The organism is Vibrio salilacus, assembly GCF_002811245.1.
GTDB lineage: Bacteria > Pseudomonadota > Gammaproteobacteria > Enterobacterales > Vibrionaceae > Vibrio > Vibrio salilacus.
In genome coordinates, this window is sequence record NZ_NIVQ01000008.1 from 100,887 (window position 1) to 118,589 (window position 17,703).

At 45.6% G+C, this 17,703-nt stretch carries 18 protein-coding genes; 9 read left to right on the top strand and 9 right to left on the bottom strand.

The features are described from left to right. The first annotated feature begins 113 nt into the window (after positions 1 to 113). Both CDZ87_RS07885 and CDZ87_RS07890 read left to right on the top strand, forming a co-directional pair. On the top strand, positions 114 to 1,019 hold the full coding sequence (locus CDZ87_RS07885; RefSeq protein WP_100753045.1) for a manganese-dependent inorganic pyrophosphatase: 906 nt from the start codon (positions 114 to 116) through the stop codon (positions 1,017 to 1,019). A gap of 67 nt (positions 1,020 to 1,086) precedes the next feature. Then, entirely contained in the window at positions 1,087 to 1,470 is a 384-nt protein-coding gene (locus CDZ87_RS07890) for a DUF2750 domain-containing protein (protein WP_100753046.1), read from the top strand. Between the two features lie 3 nt (positions 1,471 to 1,473). On the opposite strand, the gene CDZ87_RS07895 is transcribed toward CDZ87_RS07890, so the two are convergent. From CDZ87_RS07895 to pspF, 7 genes are all read right to left on the bottom strand, one after another. Next, positions 1,474 to 2,256: a DUF2927 domain-containing protein gene (locus CDZ87_RS07895; protein ID WP_100753047.1), complete on the bottom strand. Its 783-nt coding sequence runs from the start codon at positions 2,254 to 2,256 to the stop codon at positions 1,474 to 1,476. 5 nt (positions 2,257 to 2,261) lie between these two features. After that, positions 2,262 to 3,047, bottom strand: coding sequence for a peptide ABC transporter ATP-binding protein (locus CDZ87_RS07900; RefSeq protein WP_100753048.1), 786 nt, complete (start codon positions 3,045 to 3,047; stop codon positions 2,262 to 2,264). Continuing rightward, entirely contained in the window at positions 3,044 to 4,042 is a 999-nt protein-coding gene (locus CDZ87_RS07905) for a peptide ABC transporter ATP-binding protein (RefSeq protein ID WP_100753049.1), read from the bottom strand. The genes CDZ87_RS07900 and CDZ87_RS07905 overlap by 4 nt, the downstream gene beginning before the upstream one ends. Beyond that, a complete protein-coding gene (locus CDZ87_RS07910) occupies positions 4,042 to 4,929 on the bottom strand; it encodes an ABC transporter permease subunit (protein WP_100753050.1) in 888 nt (295 codons plus the stop codon). Before CDZ87_RS07910 ends, CDZ87_RS07905 begins: the two co-directional genes overlap by 1 nt. Further along, positions 4,916 to 5,878: an ABC transporter permease gene (locus tag CDZ87_RS07915; RefSeq protein WP_100753051.1), complete on the bottom strand. Its 963-nt coding sequence runs from the start codon at positions 5,876 to 5,878 to the stop codon at positions 4,916 to 4,918. The genes CDZ87_RS07910 and CDZ87_RS07915 overlap by 14 nt, the downstream gene beginning before the upstream one ends. Further along, complete coding sequence (locus tag CDZ87_RS07920) at positions 5,878 to 7,491, bottom strand: ABC transporter substrate-binding protein (protein WP_100753052.1); 1,614 nt, start codon at positions 7,489 to 7,491, stop codon at positions 5,878 to 5,880. Before CDZ87_RS07920 ends, CDZ87_RS07915 begins: the two co-directional genes overlap by 1 nt. Positions 7,492 to 7,627: 136 nt before the next feature. Continuing rightward, positions 7,628 to 8,620 (bottom strand): phage shock protein operon transcriptional activator, encoded by a 993-nt coding sequence (pspF, locus tag CDZ87_RS07925; RefSeq protein ID WP_100753053.1) that lies wholly within the window; start codon positions 8,618 to 8,620, stop codon positions 7,628 to 7,630. Between the two features lie 197 nt (positions 8,621 to 8,817). Here pspF and pspA point away from each other — a divergent pair, with 197 nt between their 5' ends. From pspA to CDZ87_RS07960, 7 genes are all read left to right on the top strand, one after another. Continuing rightward, positions 8,818 to 9,486, top strand: a complete 669-nt coding sequence (gene pspA, locus CDZ87_RS07930; protein ID WP_100753054.1) for a phage shock protein PspA — start codon at positions 8,818 to 8,820, stop codon at positions 9,484 to 9,486. 96 nt (positions 9,487 to 9,582) lie between these two features. Next, positions 9,583 to 9,816, top strand: a complete 234-nt coding sequence (gene pspB, locus CDZ87_RS07935; RefSeq protein ID WP_100753055.1) for an envelope stress response membrane protein PspB — start codon at positions 9,583 to 9,585, stop codon at positions 9,814 to 9,816. Beyond that, the gene (pspC, locus tag CDZ87_RS07940) at positions 9,809 to 10,198 is read left to right on the top strand and encodes an envelope stress response membrane protein PspC (protein WP_100753056.1); all 390 of its coding nucleotides are present in this window, start codon (positions 9,809 to 9,811) and stop codon (positions 10,196 to 10,198) included. Before pspB ends, pspC begins: the two co-directional genes overlap by 8 nt. 140 nt (positions 10,199 to 10,338) lie before the next feature. Then, complete coding sequence (locus CDZ87_RS07945; RefSeq protein ID WP_100753057.1) at positions 10,339 to 11,370, top strand: efflux RND transporter periplasmic adaptor subunit; 1,032 nt, start codon at positions 10,339 to 10,341, stop codon at positions 11,368 to 11,370. A 1-nt stretch (position 11,371) separates the two neighbouring features. Beyond that, positions 11,372 to 12,460: an efflux RND transporter periplasmic adaptor subunit gene (locus CDZ87_RS07950; protein ID WP_100753058.1), complete on the top strand. Its 1,089-nt coding sequence runs from the start codon at positions 11,372 to 11,374 to the stop codon at positions 12,458 to 12,460. Next, positions 12,453 to 15,554: an efflux RND transporter permease subunit gene (locus CDZ87_RS07955; protein WP_100753059.1), complete on the top strand. Its 3,102-nt coding sequence runs from the start codon at positions 12,453 to 12,455 to the stop codon at positions 15,552 to 15,554. Before CDZ87_RS07950 ends, CDZ87_RS07955 begins: the two co-directional genes overlap by 8 nt. 60 nt (positions 15,555 to 15,614) lie before the next feature. Beyond that, a complete protein-coding gene (locus tag CDZ87_RS07960; RefSeq protein ID WP_281251957.1) occupies positions 15,615 to 15,857 on the top strand; it encodes a DNA-3-methyladenine glycosylase I in 243 nt (80 codons plus the stop codon). Here the strand turns inward: CDZ87_RS07960 and CDZ87_RS07965 are convergent. After that, positions 15,854 to 16,726: a lipase secretion chaperone gene (locus CDZ87_RS07965; protein WP_100753060.1), complete on the bottom strand. Its 873-nt coding sequence runs from the start codon at positions 16,724 to 16,726 to the stop codon at positions 15,854 to 15,856. The genes CDZ87_RS07960 and CDZ87_RS07965 overlap by 4 nt on opposite strands. A 10-nt stretch (positions 16,727 to 16,736) precedes the next feature. Continuing rightward, positions 16,737 to 17,672 carry a lipase family alpha/beta hydrolase gene (locus CDZ87_RS07970; RefSeq protein WP_100753061.1) on the bottom strand — a complete coding sequence of 312 codons (936 nt, stop codon included), beginning with the start codon at positions 17,670 to 17,672 and terminating at the stop codon, positions 16,737 to 16,739. Between the last annotated feature and the right edge of the window lie 31 nt (positions 17,673 to 17,703).

The window sequence follows — 17,703 nt, forward strand, 5'->3', positions numbered from 1 at the left end:
TTATACCGAAATTTTCTTTGGCAGCCGATGACAAATGGCTAAAAAAGGGTAAAATATTAACTTTGTGAGTAATTGCCCAAGTTGGGTAGAAATAAAGTCAGATAGGAAAAAAGATGATTCTAGTTGTAGGTCACAAGAACCCTGATAGCGATAGTATCTGTAGTGCACTGGTTGCAACTGAGCTACTAACTGCGCGTGGTGTGGAAGCAAAGCCGATTCGCCAAGGTGAAATTAACCGTGAAACTCAACATATTCTTGAAGTCGCTGACGCACAAGTACCTGAGTTACGTACTTCAGTTGCGGGTGAAAAAATCTGGTTGGTTGACTACTCAGATTTAGCCCAGGCTCCTGATGATGTGGCGGATGCTGAAATTCTTGGTATTGTTGACCATCACCGTCTTGGGGATGTGATGACAGTTAACCCAATGGAAGCTTGGATCTGGCCTGTAGGCTGTACTAATACAGTGTTATTCAACATGTTCAAAATCGAAGGCCATGAGATCAAACCGCAAATCGCGAAGCTTATGATGTCTGCAATCCTATCTGATACCGTTGGTTTTGCTTCACCAACGTGTACTCAAAAAGATAAAGATGCTGTTGCTGAACTGGCTGAAATCGCAGGTGTCACTGATCTTGATACTTTCATTAAAGATCTCCTGATTGCTAAAACTAACATCGAAGGCTTGTCTGCTGCTGAGTTAGTGGAGAAAGACTTAAAAGGCTATCTATTCAATGGTCGTGACGTTGTTGTCGGCCAGGTAGAGCTAGCGACACTTGAACAAGTTGATGGCATGATCGAAGCGCTAGAAGCGGATCTTGAGCGTCGCTGCGCTGAACAAGGTCTTGCGTTTGCAGCGGTAATGCTTACCGATATCACCACGGCGCAAACTCGTCTACTCTACAAAGGTGAGTGGGCTGACAAATTGGTTAAGCACGAGAAAGATGGCGTGCTAATGATGGAAAACACACTCAGCCGTAAGAAACAAGGCTGGCCTTGGCTACAAGCTGAACTGGCGTAAGTCGTTTTCAATGGATATTTTTAAACGCCCATGGTTATACCGTGGGCGTTTTATTTAGGGGGTTCTTATGTCACAACCACTAACGAAAGAGCAAATCGAGTCGGTCGATAAAATGCGTCCAGAAGAACGTTTTAACTTCTGTATTAAAGAGATTGCGCAGCAGCGCAAGGTATGGATTTTAACCGATGAGCATGGCAGCGTGATGCTGAATACCGAAGATGAAGATTGTGTTCCTGTATGGCCACATCAAGAATTCGCTCTGCAATGGGCAACCGGAGAGTGGGAGCATTGCACGGCTGAGTCTATTTCGACAGCAAAATGGTTTAGCCGCTGGACGTGTGGCTTGGAAGATGATGAACTGGCAGTTGTTGTGTTTCCAAATGACAACGAAGAGGGCATGGTGCTCTATCCAGATGAGTTTGAATCTGAGCTAAGAAAGCGCGGTGCTTAAAGGTTAATACCCGATCAGTTGAAACAGTTCACCGCTGGTGGATATCGAGACGGCACTATTTAAAGTGCCGTCTTTTTTATAGCGCTGTATTAATGGGCGGATAACGTCTCTCACTTGTTGTTCATTCATCCCCGGTTTGAGTTGCGGCTCGTACAAAAGTTTGAGCAACACAACATCTAGCGGAGAGAGCAAATCTTCGGCGGTTTCGTCGTTGAAGATGGAAGGGTAAGCGTACTCAGAGTCATTCGGGAGGCCAAGCACTTGAGTGATCTCTTCGACAATACACGCGAGCAGTTTACCGTGCTCCCGAGCTTGATCGACGGGAATGATCACCGCCGCTTGAAAAATAGCCCCGTCGCCAGAGACTTGATAGCCCGCTTTACAGATCGCCCCATGGACATGCTTAAGAGCCGAGGCACCAAACTGCGTTTTAATATCTTGGCGCCAGTTCGATTCACGAGTGTAAATCCAAGTGACGTTTGCTTGGTCGGGTGAAGTGACGCGACGTATCAAATGGCCAGTGATTTGTTCTAAATGACGGATATGAGCGTTAGTGAGTTGATCATGTAGCGCTTGATCGCCAACCTTATGTTCAACCCATACTTTTATTGGTTGTCGCCACTTAACCAAAGGTTTTTGGCCGGAAGAGTATTCATTGCGCAGTGCAACCTTGATAAAAGCAGTCTCGATAAACTGAGGGTCAAGCCAAGTCTTTTGATTTCCATCACCATACGCATTGATGGCGGCCAAGAGTGAGATAAACCCAACCAATCTTGTCTGCCACATTGCGATCACCTGAAACGGGCCAGTTTATTAAAATGACTTTCCACCAAGCGTTGAGTGATTGGGTGCTGAGGATAGGTGAGAACTTGATGAGTTTCACCGCTCTCTACTACATCACCTTCGTGCATCACCATCACTTTATCGGTGATGTGTTTGATGATACCAATGTGCTGAGAGACATAAACAAACGATAGCCCCATCTCTTCTTGAAGCTCTAAAAACAGGTTGATGATTTGTGAACGCATTGCCATATCAAGACCATTAAGCGCTTCATCGGCCACAATGATTGAGGGTTGCAAAATCAGAGCGCGGGCCAAACAAACGCGCTGCTTTTGTCCTGTTGCTAACATTTGCGGATAAAAGTAGGCATGCTCAGGTAGAAGTCCAACACGTAGTAGTGTCTCTTTGATGCGTTTAATGCGCGCTTGAGGAGGCATACTGGTATTTCGTTTCAGAGGCCCATCAAGAATTTGGCCAATTTGAATACGCGGGTTCAATGACGTGTTGGGGTCTTGGAAAATCATCCGAATAAGCTTGCAGCGCGTTTCATAGTCGCGATGTTCTAAACGTTCGCCATTAACACGTATTTCGCCAGAGGTTGGCTCTACAACCCCAGCGAGCATTCGCGCTAGTGTGGATTTCCCCGAACCATTTTGACCAATAAAGCCAATGGTTTGTCCAGCTTCTAAGCTGAAGCTGACCGGTTTGACGGCTTGGTGGACTTTCTTGCGCAATAGCCCAGGTCGAGTCACAAAAGACTTAGAGAGATCGTTGACTTCTAATAGCGCACTCATGCTTGTTTCTTCTCCGTGTTGAGAGGGAAGTGGCAGGCAAATTTATGGTTTTTAATTCGTCTGGTTAGCGGTATTTCGACACATTGACGCTGCGCATAAGGACAGCGTGGACCAAGACGACAGCCAATGGGTAAGTGCTGCAGTGGGGGAATGGACCCCGGTAATGAGTGCAGTTTCTCTTTGTGTGGTATCCATTGATTAAAATCTGGCATCGCTTTGAGTAGCGCGAAGGTATAAGGGTGTTTAGGTTTGGTCAGAATCTTTTGGGTATCAGCCGATTCAACCGACTGGCCACAATACATCACGGTAATCCGCGTTGCCCATTGTGTAATGGTATTCAAGTCATGACCGATAAGCAAAATCGAGGTGTTATGGACCTGATTCATTCGGCTCAACAGACGTAAGATCTGTGATTGTGTAATTGGGTCAAGGTCATTGGTTGGTTCATCAGCAATCAATAACTTTGGCTTGGTCGCAATCGCCATAGCAATCATGATCTTTTGGCATTCCCCATCAGTCAGTTCGTAAGGATAACTACTCATGATTTGTTGATGGTTTTTAATGCCGACTTTATGCAGCAGAGCGGCGGCTTGCTTTTTGCGCCATTTGAATCGCTGCCACCACTTGCCATCAAAAGAGCGGGTAGGGATTGATTCAATAAGCTGCTTACCCACTTCATCGGACGGATCTAAACAGGTGGATGGTTCTTGAAAAATCATGGCGATGTCACGGGCGATTACCCGTCGGCGCTCTTTTGGCGTCAATTGGAGTAAGTCGATATTGCCCAATCGCATCCGATCGGCAGTCACTTTCCAATTGTCTTTACATACTCCGACAATCGCTTTTGCTACCAAACTTTTACCTGAGCCAGATTCACCCACCAGACCACGAATTTCGCCCTCGTTGAGGGTTAAACTCATACGATCGACCGCCTTCATCATGCCTTGCGGTGTCTCAATTTCAATCGTTAAATGGCGAATATCTAATAGCGGCATTATTCGGTCCCCGCATTAAGTGCTTGGCGAACCCCTTCGCCAACGAGGTTGATGACTACAACGGTAAACATAATTGCCAAACCAGGTAGAGTTACAGTCCAAGGGGCGAGATAAATAAGCTCTACAGAGCCACCAAGGATTGCCCCCCACTCCGTGCTAGAAGCTTGTGCGCCTAAACCCAGAAAACCGAGTGCGGTAATGTCGAGAATGGCGATAGAGAGTGCAAGGGTGATTTCAGAGGCAATCACCACCAATATGTTAGGAATAATCGAGTGCCACAGCAGATAAATATCGTTCGCTCCATCGAGGCGCGCCGCCATGATGTAGTCTTTCTCGACTTCGGCATGAATGGCGATATAAATGGAACGAATAAAGCGTGGAATTAAGGCTAAACAGATAGCCAACAAAATATTAAATTCGCCAAAGCCAAGAAAAGCGACAAAGATGATCGCAAGGAGCAGCGATGGAATGGACATTACCGTATCAAGTAAGTGGTTGAGGGTACTAGAAAGTAAGCCCTTGGTCATACCGGCAAGAACCCCAATTGCGCAACCAATCACAGTGGCAATCAGAGTGACAATCAGCGCAGCGCCGAATGTGAAGCGAGAGCCATCAATCAAACGCGATAAGATATCTCGTCCGAGATCGTCAGTGCCGAGGAAATACTCGACGGTACCTTGCGGATTCCAAGAGGGTGGCAGCAAGAGTTCACTTGACTGGGCCTGAGGATCATGCGGTGTAATCCAAGGTGAAACCAAGGTTAACAACACCACGAGGATTAAACACCAAAGCCCGAACATCGCCAGGTTATTAGATCGGTAACTGCGCCAAAAACGCTCTAACTGAGTCGGAATGTGATCTTCTTGATAAACGTTATCGGTTAGCATACCACTCTTTCCTTACTAGCGGGTTGACCATAGCGCCAATCAAATCAGACAAAATATTAGCAGTGAGAACCAATGAGGCAACAACAATCACCCCAGCTTGGATAGCAACATAATCTTGGTTTGAGAGCGCATCGAGTAACCAACGGCCAATACCAGGCCAGTTAAAAATCGACTCAGTAATGATTGCTAGCGTTAACATACTTGACAGCTGTACGCCGATCTTTGGAATAATAGGTGGAATAGCGTTACGCAGTACGTGTTGAGTCACTATCTCATGCGTCGATAAACCTTTGATTCGCGCGGCACGAATATAGTTTTGCCCCATGACCTCAGAGACTGATGCGCGCATCAAACCAATCACTTGAGTGGTGGGGGCCAAAGCCAGAACCATGCAGGGCAAAATTAAGTGCTCAATCACGCTTTGCAAGGCGTGGGCGCGGTATTCACCACTGGCAAAAAAGGCATCGATCAAAGCAAATCCTGTCACATGTTCAATTTGGTACAACAAGTCGTAACGACCTGCTACTGGAAACACTTCAAAGTGAAGTGAAAACACCATAATCATTAACAACGCAATCCAAAACAGGGGAGCAGAATAACCCGACATTGAAGTGAATGAGATAGCAGTGTCAATCCACTTACCTTGTTTCATGCCAGCTAAGGTGCCGATTGGAATGCCAATAAGTAGCGAAATAACAAAGGCGAGTAAGCAAAGTTCAAGTGTGGCAGGAAAGACGGTCTTCAATTCTTCAACAATAGGCACACCATTTTTTGTGACGCCAAAGTTGAGTTGCATCAGTTCGCCTAAATAGGAGAACCAACCGTTCCAAAAGTCTTGCACAGCCCAATGCGAGTCTGGTTCAAGGCGTAAAATACTGAAACCAACCATGGTCAGAATCAATAGTGTGATAATAAATAGGTTGAATCTCCGTAGACTATAAAACAGCATTATTTGACCCTCTCGACATTATCAAAAGGTTGCACATTGAAAGGGCTGACCTTGAAGCCAGTTAAAGATCGGTGCTGAGCTTGCAGTTGCATGCCATGGCTGAGTGGGATGACCGGAAACTCTTGATTTAATATATTTTGTGCTTGCTTATATAAGTTAAGTCGATAGCGCTGTTTATCGACTTCTAGTGCAAGGTCGAGCAAAAAATCGAAATCAGGGTTGCACCAGCTAGAGACGTTTAACCCGACGCGGTTGGAATCACATGAAAGTAAAGGTCGAAGGAAATTGTCAGGATCTCCAGTGTTTGCAATCCAGCCGGTTAAAAACAGATCGATATTATTATCACGGTCGCTTCGATCAAAGCGCTCTTCTGTGATGAGATTTAAGGTAATGCCAATATCGGCAAAATTCGCTTGGATGAGCTCCGCGGTTTTACGTGGGCTCGGATTATAGGCTCTCGGTTCAAGGGGAACTAACATACTAAGCTCTAATCCTTGACTGAAACCTGCGTCGCGCAACAGGGCTAAAGCATAGTTACGATCATATCGAATTTGTACTACATCCTTTTGGTAAGCCCATGAGGATGGAGGGAGAACGGAATAAGCTTGAGTCCCCGTACCATAGTAAACAGAGTCAAGAATATTGTGTCGATTAATGGCATAATTGAGTGCTTTTCTCACTCTGGCATCGCTGAGGGCCGGATGAGAAGTATTCACCGCAACAAACGAAATATTCATTGCGGGTTTGGCCATCAGTTCAATGTCACTGTCTTGATTGATCACAGGTAACTGGCTAGAAAGCGGAGAATTCAATACGTCACACTCTTTGCGTAGTAATTTGGCTAACGTTCCAGTGCCGCGCTGAGAAATATCGAACACGACTTGATTCATTTTTGGAGCCGGTTTCCAATACCCATCATGCCGCTTTAGACGAATTAAATCGTTAACTTGATATTCAGCAAGGTAGAAAGGACCGGTACCAACAGGGTGGCTGTCTAGCATGCCTTTATCATCTCTTAGCTCAAGTTGATTGGCATACTGTTTAGAGTGGATAACCGCGTGGCTGGTAGCAATATTGGATAGAAAACTGTTATCTGGTCGGCTGAGGATAAATCGCACTTGGTTGTCTGAAAGTGCTACCACATCAATCACTAAGTTCTGAAAGTCGACCCCGCTAAACCAAGGGTAAAGTCCGTTACCAACATGGTGAAATGGGTTGGTCTTATCCAGAATGCGACGAAAGCTAAATACCACATCAGACGCGTTCATTGGTCGTGATGGGGTAAACCACGCCGTAGTTTGGAATTGGACATGGTCACGAAGGGTGAAAGTGTACTCGGTACCTTGAGTATTGACCGTCCAATCGCTAGCCAAGCTAGGAACTGGTTGATAATTCTCAGAATCGAGCGTCAACAAGGTATTAAAAATCTGCGGGCTCAGTGTTTCTGTGGTGATGCCACTGTCAACCAATTGAGGATTAAATGTCGTGGGGCTACCTTGGCCACAATAGACAAACCCCTTTTGGCGAATTTTATCGTGGTCGAGCGCTTCACCACACCCGGTGATTAGGGCGAAACCGACTAAACTTAATGTAAACTGAATGAATGCTTTCATAGAAAGAACAATTATCTGAGACAAAGCAAAAATGAACGGGCCATTATGCCTTAAGATGTTAATAATTTACCACTAATACACAGTGGTAACAAAAGTAAAACCCTAGAATTTATAGGTTCGTCTATCTTGTTGCTCGTCAATTCAGTTTAGTTAAGTCATATTTGCGCACCATTCCTCTGAATTGATGGTAGCTTAATCCCAAAAGCTCGGCGGCTTTACGTTGATTGTATTGACTGTGCTTTAACGCTTGCTGAAGTATGAGTTGATCTTGCTGCTCCTGCCACTGTTTGTAATCCAGAGGAAAATCAAAACGTATCTCAGCGTCTATTTTCGTGTCATTGCAAGACGATGGTTCGTCACTCCAATTCGATTTAAATGGGTCAAAGACTAACTGTTCGATTGGTATGTGCTGCGCACCATGTTGGTAAACGGCACGCTCAATCAAGTTTTTCAGCTCGCGGATATTGCCCGGCCATGGGTAATCGAGTAGATCTTGCTCAGCCTGTTGGCTAAAGCCGACAAAGTAATCGAACCCAAGCTCACGGCACATTTTAATGGCGTAGTACTCGGCCAGTAACAAGATGTCTTCACGACGTTGTCTGAGCGGGGGAAGGTGAATAACATCAAAAGCTAAACGATCGAGCAAATCGGCACGAAAGTCGCCTTGTTGCGCCATGGTAGGTAAATCGGCATTGGTTGCACAGACCAAGCGCACATTGGCACTGAGTTGTTGGTGACCACCAACTCGTTCATATTGACCATATTCAATCACACGCAGCAGTTTTTCTTGTACCAATAAAGGTGCTGTGGCCAGTTCATCGAGAAACAGAGTACCGTTTTCAGCACGTTCAAAACGCCCTTTGTGGCGACCTTTTGAGCCAGTGAATGAACCTTGTTCATGGCCAAACAGTTCAGAATCAATCAAGCCTTCACTTAAGCTTGAGCAATTGAGAGAAATTAACGGTTGTTCCCAACGCTTAGATAGGTAATGAAGACGTTGAGCGATCAACTCCTTACCAGTTCCTCTTTCACCAATAATTAGCACCGGTCGTTCAATGGCGGCGAGTTTTGAAACTTTATCGAGCACCGATAGAAACAGCGGTGACTCGCCAATCAAATTTTGTTGCATCAAGCACTCCGTGGTGAAATTTACCAGCCCTTGGTCAAATTCATCACACATTAATCATAAAAGCAATGCGGTTTTGTTTAAATATCTGATTTTTATGTTTTTTTAAATTGGCACGCTACTTGAAAATGAATTAGGAGTGATTCAATTGATGAGGGCGGAAATGTCCACCCTCGGGGAAGCAACAAAGGAGTCTCACTATGGGTATTTTCTCTCGATTCGCAGATATCGTAAATTCAAACATCAGTGCTCTCTTGGACAAAGCCGAAGATCCTGAAAAAATGATTCGTCTTATTATTCAGGAAATGGAAGACACCTTGGTCGAGGTGCGGACCAATTCAGCAAAAGCGATTGCAGACAAGAAAGAGTTGGCGCGCAAAGTTGAGTCAATCGAACACGCGATTGATGAATGGCAGCAAAAAGCAACATTAGCACTAACCAAGCAGCGTGAAGATCTGGCTCGCTCGGCATTAATCGAGAAGCAAAAGCTACAAGATATGCTCAAAGGGCTGCACACTGAACAAACGTTAGTTGAAGAGACTATCGATAAGTTGACCGGAGAAATTGGTAAGTTAGAAACCAAAATTACCGAGACTCGTGCCAAGCAACAAGCTTTAGCGATTCGTAGTCAAAGTGCGTCTAATCGTCGTGATGTGCAAAAGCATTTGCATACTTCTCGTACCAGTGAAGCGATGGCGAAGTTTGAGCAATACTCGCGTAAAATTGATGAATTGGAAGCGGAAGCCGATATTTATGCTCAAAGCGGCAATGCCAAGTCACTGGATCAAGAGTTTGCTGACTTACAAGCACAAGATGAAATTGAAAAAGAACTAGCAAAACTAAAACAACAAATGGAAGATAAAAAATAACCATTTGGGTCAGTTGTTGGTCACTAATTTTTGTTAGTTTAATTGGGCAGATAGCTTGCGGGGAGCATGGCTATCTGTCTGTTAAAGGAGTCAAGTATGTCCTCATTTCTTATCGCCGTTCCGTTGAGCGTCTTTATGATTTTCGTCGCGCCGCTGTGGGTGTTTTTGCACTATCGAAGTAAAAAGCACGTCAGTACAGGCCTGTCGCAAGATGATCTAGAGCGGTTAGAGTCTTTATCGAAAAAAGCAGAACAGATGCAACAGCGAGTCGATACCTTAGAGCGTATTTTAGATGCAGAAACACCGACATGGAGGCGACGCTATGAATAGAACAGAGCTGTACCGTGACCCCATTAATGGCAAGATTTCCGGGGTTTGCGCTGGGTTAGCTAACTATTTTGCGATAGAGGTATGGTTGGTACGTATCTTGTTCATCTCGGCATTTCTGCTTGGCGGCAGCTTTTTAGTTTTGTTGACGTATGCGGCGATGACATTAATGATTGAAAAACAACCAGCTAATTATGTTGAGTCGATTAAAGTGCAGCAAGAGCATAAACTAAAGAACAAACCATGGCAGCAAGGTCAAACGCCAGAGTCATTGCTTAACACGATAGAAAAAGACTTGCATCAGTTAGAGGAACAAGTCCGTGACCTAGAGGCGTACGTGACCTCGGACAGGTTTCAGGTTGACCGAGAATTTAAATCATTATAATCGTTGGTTCTAAAAATGCGACTTCTCACTCAGAACAAGGGCAAATGACTAATTTGCATACTGATTTGTCGTACGTTTAGTGGCACTCCTGAGCCCATTCATCTATGTTGTAGCTAATCATTACCATTGGATGAATCGCTATGTATAAACTGGCCTTGTTGCTTGTCACAAGCGCCGCTCTGAGCGGTTGTGGCAAGGAACGCCCTCCCGTCCCTGAGCCTGACTCGCGTCCTGCCAAACTGTTTACGGTTTCTCTCGGCAATTCACAATTTCAACGCAGCTTTCCTGCGAATTCCGAAGCCGGAGATAAAGTTATTTTGGCATTTCGCGTGCCTGGCCAGATGCAGTCTATTGAAGTACTGGCTGGTCAACAGGTTCAAAAGGGAGAGGTATTAGCAAAGCTCAATCCTGATGAGTACTCACTGCTTGCCAAACAAGCTAAAGCACAATTTCGCTTAGCCGATGTCCAATATCAACGCTATACAAAGTTGCGCGCAGATCAAGTTGTGTCAGAGCAAGACTTTGACCAAGCGAAAGCCAATCATAATTCCGCTAAAGCCACGCTTGAGCAAGCTCAGGCGAACCTAAAGTACACCCAATTAGTTGCGCCGTATGATGGCACGATATCGTTAGTGCCGGCGGAAAATTATGAGTACATCACAGCCCAGCAAGGGGTGATGAACATTCAAACCAACCAATTGATGAAAATCATGTTTTTGCTTCCTGACCATCTTTTGAATCGTTTTTCTCGCGGGGTTAACTTAACCGCAATGATGACGTTTGATGCCTTTCCGAATCATCAATATGAGCTGTTATTTCAAGAAGTCGATACAGAAGCTGATCCGAAGACCGGCTCTTATAAAGTGACGATGATCATGGAAAGACCGAGAGATGTGGGGATCTTGCCTGGCATGGCAGGAACGGTCAATGTGACCGTTGAATCAACGGGAGCAACTAAGATACCGCCATCAGCATTAATGGAACAAGATGGTGTTTATTACGTTTGGCGTGTTGATTTACAAGGAATGGTCAGTAAAACGCAGATAACTCTAAATGAGGCAGGAGAGGTGACTCGCGGCTTAGAAGAGGGTGACCAAATTATTATTTCTGGCGTTGAAGGTATCGAGCCGGGAATCAAAGTGCGAGAGTGGGTCAAAGAGCGAGGATTGTAAAATGAAGCAATGGTTTAAACTCTGCGCGCTCTCGACTGTGGCGCTTATCGTGGCTTGTGGTGGAGAGCCTGATTATATCGACTTTGGTTTGCCAAAGGTCAAAGTTGTTGATCTTTCTAACAGCGAAGAAAGGTTAGACAAGCTTTACTTCCCTGCCGTTGCGAATGCGGCCGAACGTTCACACCTCAGCTTTCGTGTCGCAGGAGAGATCAACAATATCTATGTGAAAGAAGGTCAACGCTTAACTAAAGGTACTCTTATCGCAGAGATAGACCCAACTGACTATCGTCTTAAGGTCGATAATGCCGCGGCGCGCTTTAGTGTCGTAGATAGTCAGTTTAAGCGCTCTAAACCTTTGGTTAATAAAGGTTTGTTGGCCAAGTCTCAATTTGATGAGATTGATGCTAATCGGCAAATTGCCCTTGCTGAACTTGAACTATCGAAGTTACGGCTCTCATTTACTAAGCTTTATGCTCCAGTCGATGGCATTATTTCTCGCGTCAGCGTTGATCAATTTGAAAACATTCAAGTTGGCCAGAGAGTGGTTAATATCCATAGTATTGAGAACGTTGAAGTACTCATCCAACTGCCCGATCGCTTATACACGAGTCAGCCCAGCCATCAAGAGATGAACGCTCTCGAGACTTTGGTAAAAGTGCCAAGCGGTAACGTGTACCCAGCTAGCGTCAAGGAATACACCACCGAACCAGACCCTGCGACAGGTACTTTTACTGTCACCCTGTCACTACCAATGCCAGAACAAGACTTTATTCTGGACGGTATGGCGGTCGAGGTGACAGCGAAAGGTGGCCAAGCCGACATCAATTTCACGCAAGGTGTGCAAGTGCCAGTGGGGGCGTTCTTTAACGATGACGGTGCATCAATCGAGCGAGAAAACAAGTTTGTTTGGTTGGTTAATCCCGACAATACGGTGACCAAACGAAAAGTCGTGACTGGCAATGTGAGTCAAAATGTAGTGCAGATACTGGATGGCTTAAAGCCAGATCAGAAAATCGTGATTGCCGGAATCTCACCGCTAAGGGAAGGAATGAAAGTGCAAATCGTAAACCAGGAGGCAGATAATGAGTGAGCAACAGGCCAATTCGCCTCAAAGTGATGACAATATTACCGGCATAGCGGCTTATTTCATCCGCAATCGCGTGATTAGTTGGATGATTTCACTGATTTTCTTGATTGGTGGTACTGCGGCATTTTTTGGATTAGGGCAACTAGAAGATCCAGCGTTTACTATCAAAGATGCGATGGTGGTCACCTCTTATCCTGGTGCGACCCCTCAACAGGTAGAAGAAGAGGTGACTTACCCCATAGAGAAAGCGATTCAACAGTTGACCTATGTCGATGACGTCAACTCGATTTCAAGTCGGGGTCTGTCGCAAATCACCGTTACGATGAAAAACAATTTCGGCCCAGATGATCTTCCCCAAATATGGGATGAGCTGCGTAGGAAGGTCAATGACCTTAAAGGTCAGTTGCCTCCGGGAGTCAACTCGCCTCAAGTTATTGATGATTTTGGCGATGTGTACGGTATTTTGCTGGCGGTCACGGGGCAGGGCTATAGCTACAAAGAGTTGCTCGATTATGTGGATTACTTGCGCCGTGAACTTGAACTCGTTGGTGGCGTCAGTAAAGTGTCAGTTTCTGGGCAGCAGCAAGAGCAAGTGTTCATTGAAGTTTCGATGAAACGCTTGAGTAGTTTAGGGCTTGCGCCGCAAACGGTGTTTAATTTGTTGTCGACACAAAACGTAGTATCGAGTGCCGGAGCGATTCGAATTGGCGATGAGTACATACGTATCCACCCAACAGGCGAGTTCCAAAGCGTCGATAAACTGGGTGATTTAATCATTACTGAGCGTGGTGCTCAGGGACTGATCTATTTAAAAGACGTGGCAGAAATCAAGCGTGGCTACATTGAAGTACCGAGCAACATCATCACTTTCAATGGCAAGTTGACTTTGAATATAGGCGTGTCGTTCGCGCAAGGCGTGAACGTAGTCGAAGTCGGCAAGCGATTTGATCGACGTCTTGCCGAGTTGAAGTATCAGCAGCCAGTGGGTGTCGATATTGCTGAAATCTACAGTCAGCCGAAAGAGGTCGACAAATCCGTCAGTGGCTTTGTTGTCAGCTTAGCTCAAGCGGTAGCGATTGTGATTATCGTATTACTGTTTTTTATGGGCTTGCGTTCTGGGCTATTGATCGGCCTTATCTTACTACTTACCGTGTTGGGTACCTTCATTTTCATGAAGTATTTTGCCATCGATTTGCAGCGTATATCGTTGGGCGCATTGGTTATTGCGCTAGGTATGTTGGTCGACAATGCCATTGTGGTGGTCGAAGGCATATTGATAGGCACCCAGAAAGGCCGTACTAGGATGCAAGCGGCAACCGACATTGTTACGCAAACCAAATGGCCGCTTTTGGGGGCAACGGTAATTGCGGTGACTGCCTTTGCGCCAATTGGTCTGTCTGAAGATGCGACAGGTGAATATTGTGGCACTTTATTTACTGTGCTGCTGATCTCGTTAATGCTTAGCTGGTTTACCGCAATCTCGCTTACCCCGTTTTTTGCCGATATTTTCTTTAAAGGGCAAAAGTTTAAGCAAACGGGTGAAGAGAGCGATCCTTACAACGGGATGATCTTTGTTGTCTACAAGAACTTCCTAGAGTTTTGCATGAAGCGCGCTTGGCTGACTGTGATTGTATTAGTTTTAGGCTTAACGGCCAGTATTGGTGGCTTTACTCAAGTCAAACAGTCTTTCTTCCCCTCGTCAACAACGCCGATTTTTCAAACGGATATCTGGTTGCCTGAGGGAACCGATATTCGCGCGACCAACACCAAGCTTAAAGCGCTGGCGTCTTGGTTGTCTGATCAAGACGGCGTTGAACATATCACCACAACGGCTGGCAAAGGCTTGCAACGCTTTATGCTGACTTACGCGCCAGAGAAAAGCTACGCCGCCTATGGTGAAATCACGACCCGAGTGACCAATTATGAGCAATTGGATCGTTTAATGAGTGATTTCAGGCAGCACCTAGAACAGGGCTTTCCTGAGTTAAATTACAAGCTGAAAAAGATTGAACTTGGTCCAGGTGGTGGAGCAAAAATCGAAGCTCGAGTCATAGGCTCGGACCCTACAGTGCTACGTGGTATTGCGCGCCAAGTGGAAGATATAATGCATGCAGACCCAGGCGCGACCAATATTCGTCACGACTGGCGCGAGCGTACTAAGATCTTAGAGCCTCAATTTAACGAGAGCCAAGCTCGACGTTACGGCATCACTAAATCCGATGTTGATGAGTTCTTAGCCATGTCTTTTTCGGGCAAAACCGTGGGTGTCTATCGTGATGGCACCACTTTAATGCCGATTGTGGCGCGATTGCCAGAAAATGAGCGAATTGATATTCGTAACATTGAAGGAATGAAGATCTGGAGCCCGGTATTAAGTGAATACATTCCGCTGCAACAAATTACCTTAGGTTACGACTTACGTTGGGAAGACCCGATTATTGTGCGCAAGAACCGTAAGCGTGCACTGACTATTATGGCGGATCCGGATATTCTCGGTGAAGAAACTGCAGCGACATTGCAAAAACGCTTGATGCCATTGATAGAGGCGATAGAGCTTCCACCAGGTTATTCATTGGAGTGGGGCGGAGAGTATGAATCGTCTAGTGACGCTCAAGAATCTCTGTTTACCACCATGCCGATGGGTTACTTGTTTATGTTCCTAGTAACTGTGTTTCTGTTTAATTCGGTTAAAGAGCCAATCATTGTCTGGCTTACCGTGCCTTTAGCGATTATTGGTGTGACGACGGGATTATTGGTCTTAGATACGCCATTTGGCTTTATGGCGCTGTTGGGTTTCTTAAGCTTATCGGGGATGTTACTTAAAAACGGCATCGTGTTACTCGATCAGATTGAAATAGAAATGCACTCCGGCAAAGATCCTTATATAGCCGTTGTGGATGCTGCGCTCAGCCGTGTGCGACCTGTTTGTATGGCGGCGATTACGACGGTGTTGGGTATGGTGCCACTATTACCCGATATCTTCTTTAAACCGATGGCGGTGACAATCATGTTTGGTCTTGGCTTTGCTACTGTCCTGACACTTATTGTCGTACCTGTGTTATATGGTCTGTTTCACAAAGTGAAAGTGCCTAATTAAATCAAGTTACTACGATTACGCCTCTGACTTTGTCGGGGGCGTTTTTTCAGGAGAGTCAGTATGAGCCAAGACAACACTTGTGCATACAAGGCGTTGTGGCAGTTTGTTGATCATAAGCCTGTGATCAATCATTGGTCAAAGATGAGTGATTTGCCGACCTCAACTGAGCAGTCAAAGGCGATGAGCAAGTTCCTTAAGAAAAACGGCTTTAAGTTTGTCGGCGAAACCATCTGTTACGCCTTTATGCAAGCTGTCGGGATGGTTGATGACCATTTAGTGATATGCCCTAAAAAGTCATCTTAAGGTGTGTCGAGTAAACCTTGGTCGTAAAGTCGCTCCAATGCTTCCACACGCTTGAGTTGTTTAGTGGCGAAGTGTTGCTGTCTAAGCTCGTTTAACTGAACTTGAAGTGATGAATCCGTGATTGATGCACTGGTTAGCAATTGTTGCCTGATCGCCAGGTAGTGAGTCAGCTCGGTTTGGAATGTTGCGCGCTGTTTATCAAGAGCCGCTAAACGTTCAGCGCCTTGTTGGCCGACTAATTCGATGCTGGTGGTATAACGCTGTTGAATGTTGTGTTCAGGTAAACGACTTAACTGAGTTAACAGTTGAGTATTGCTTTCGGCCCGTTGAATGTAGTCGGGCATTGTTAATAGCTTATCTTCTAGCAGTTGCTGCTGCTGTTCATTACTCAAACTGCTCTCAGCCGCCCACGCTTTTTCAATCGCCAATTGGCGTAAATGGTTCTCATCGGCAAACAATAAGGCTATTTGTTGCGGAGTAAAAAATTGGCGTTGCAGTGTCAGGATACCAATATCCAACTGCTCAAGTGCAAGCGCGTTAATTGAGTTAGAGGGCAATGGGTCAAGTTGCATCAAAGCACTTTTATAGTCTAAATACAGCGTAAATAGCTCGGGTGTAATGGAAACCATGTCATTGCTGTTGGCTTGTTGACTGACATGCTGTTGTATTTGTTCAATATTGCGTTCACCAAGGCTTGACAATGCGTAGTCATAAAAAGCTTTCTCAGAACTGGTATCGGGTTCGATATCATGCTGAGAGGGGGCAAGTGTGATGGGGTCTGAGATAAGTGTTTCTTCAGTAAAGAAAGCGATCGCACTGAAGTAAACACTCAGCGCAATCACTAGGCTAACCAATGCGGTCTTTTTCATCCTCAACTCTCTACAAGCCTTGCAGCTTTAAGCGATTAGCGTGCTGTCGATACAAGGTGACCGGATCCGTTTCAAACAAGTGGTGAATGCCAAGTAGACCATTAATTTCATCAAGATGATTCATGCGATAGTCATCGCGAATCACCTTGCCTAAATGGGTACTGCATGTGCCGACTAGGCCATCATTAGGCTCATCAAAAGCCAATCCTAGCACTGTCATGGCGCCATCGGTTGGATCAAGTAAATTGGTAAACGTAGCGGCTCCCGTCCATGAGTAATAATAAACCCCATTACTTGCGAGCCAATCGCCATCACCACAGGTACTGGTTGGCACACCTTCAGGGTAATGTTGATTAAACGCCAATGAGCCTTGAGTGGTCAGAGCATCAAGAGATGCCAAAGCATCTTGTTCTAAGCCTTGGCCGCCAGAGAGCAGGTTAATTAATGAAGTGAGTCCGTCGGCAAGTTTGACACCGAGCACTTCTAGCCCAGAGCCTTCACGAACATTGGTACGCACTAAGTCGGCGAGCTTAGAGCCTTTATGCACTCCGCCGATGCTTGTTACTGACGCGACGAGATCAGGTCTGACAGAGGCAACATAACGCGCTGTCGGCCCACCATGACTATGACCAATCAAGTTGATTTTTTCCTCACCGGTGGCTGCGAGTATTGTTTCTACTTGCGATAGCAGTTGCTCGCCGCGCACTTCGCTACTGTTGGTTCCAGACACCTGAGCGACATAGACCGTTGCTCCATCCTTGGTGAGCGCATGAGGGATACCATAGAAATAATCAACTCCTGCGAGCTTATCAAAACCAAATAAGCCATGAACTAACACAATCGGGTATTGGGTTTGCGTATAATTACCAGCGTGGGCCTGAAGCGCCACAAAAGGCTGGGTCAAAAGCAGTGTATAGCTAAGTATCAATGAGTAGGTGAGTTTCAAAGCAGGTTCCTCTGGTTAGACCTCGTGTTGA

Coding starts and splice junctions, on each gene's coding strand:
- CDZ87_RS07885 (WP_100753045.1), top strand. CDS start 114: ATGATTCTAGTTGTAGGTCACAAGAACCCTGATAGCGATAGTATCTGT.
- CDZ87_RS07890 (WP_100753046.1), top strand. CDS start 1,087: ATGTCACAACCACTAACGAAAGAGCAAATCGAGTCGGTCGATAAAATG.
- CDZ87_RS07895 (WP_100753047.1), bottom strand. CDS start 2,256: ATGTGGCAGACAAGATTGGTTGGGTTTATCTCACTCTTGGCCGCCATC.
- CDZ87_RS07900 (WP_100753048.1), bottom strand. CDS start 3,047: ATGAGTGCGCTATTAGAAGTCAACGATCTCTCTAAGTCTTTTGTGACT.
- CDZ87_RS07905 (WP_100753049.1), bottom strand. CDS start 4,042: ATGCCGCTATTAGATATTCGCCATTTAACGATTGAAATTGAGACACCG.
- CDZ87_RS07910 (WP_100753050.1), bottom strand. CDS start 4,929: ATGCTAACCGATAACGTTTATCAAGAAGATCACATTCCGACTCAGTTA.
- CDZ87_RS07915 (WP_100753051.1), bottom strand. CDS start 5,878: ATGCTGTTTTATAGTCTACGGAGATTCAACCTATTTATTATCACACTA.
- CDZ87_RS07920 (WP_100753052.1), bottom strand. CDS start 7,491: ATGAAAGCATTCATTCAGTTTACATTAAGTTTAGTCGGTTTCGCCCTA.
- pspF (WP_100753053.1), bottom strand. CDS start 8,620: ATGCAACAAAATTTGATTGGCGAGTCACCGCTGTTTCTATCGGTGCTC.
- pspA (WP_100753054.1), top strand. CDS start 8,818: ATGGGTATTTTCTCTCGATTCGCAGATATCGTAAATTCAAACATCAGT.
- pspB (WP_100753055.1), top strand. CDS start 9,583: ATGTCCTCATTTCTTATCGCCGTTCCGTTGAGCGTCTTTATGATTTTC.
- pspC (WP_100753056.1), top strand. CDS start 9,809: ATGAATAGAACAGAGCTGTACCGTGACCCCATTAATGGCAAGATTTCC.
- CDZ87_RS07945 (WP_100753057.1), top strand. CDS start 10,339: ATGTATAAACTGGCCTTGTTGCTTGTCACAAGCGCCGCTCTGAGCGGT.
- CDZ87_RS07950 (WP_100753058.1), top strand. CDS start 11,372: ATGAAGCAATGGTTTAAACTCTGCGCGCTCTCGACTGTGGCGCTTATC.
- CDZ87_RS07955 (WP_100753059.1), top strand. CDS start 12,453: ATGAGTGAGCAACAGGCCAATTCGCCTCAAAGTGATGACAATATTACC.
- CDZ87_RS07960 (WP_281251957.1), top strand. CDS start 15,615: ATGAGCCAAGACAACACTTGTGCATACAAGGCGTTGTGGCAGTTTGTT.
- CDZ87_RS07965 (WP_100753060.1), bottom strand. CDS start 16,726: ATGAAAAAGACCGCATTGGTTAGCCTAGTGATTGCGCTGAGTGTTTAC.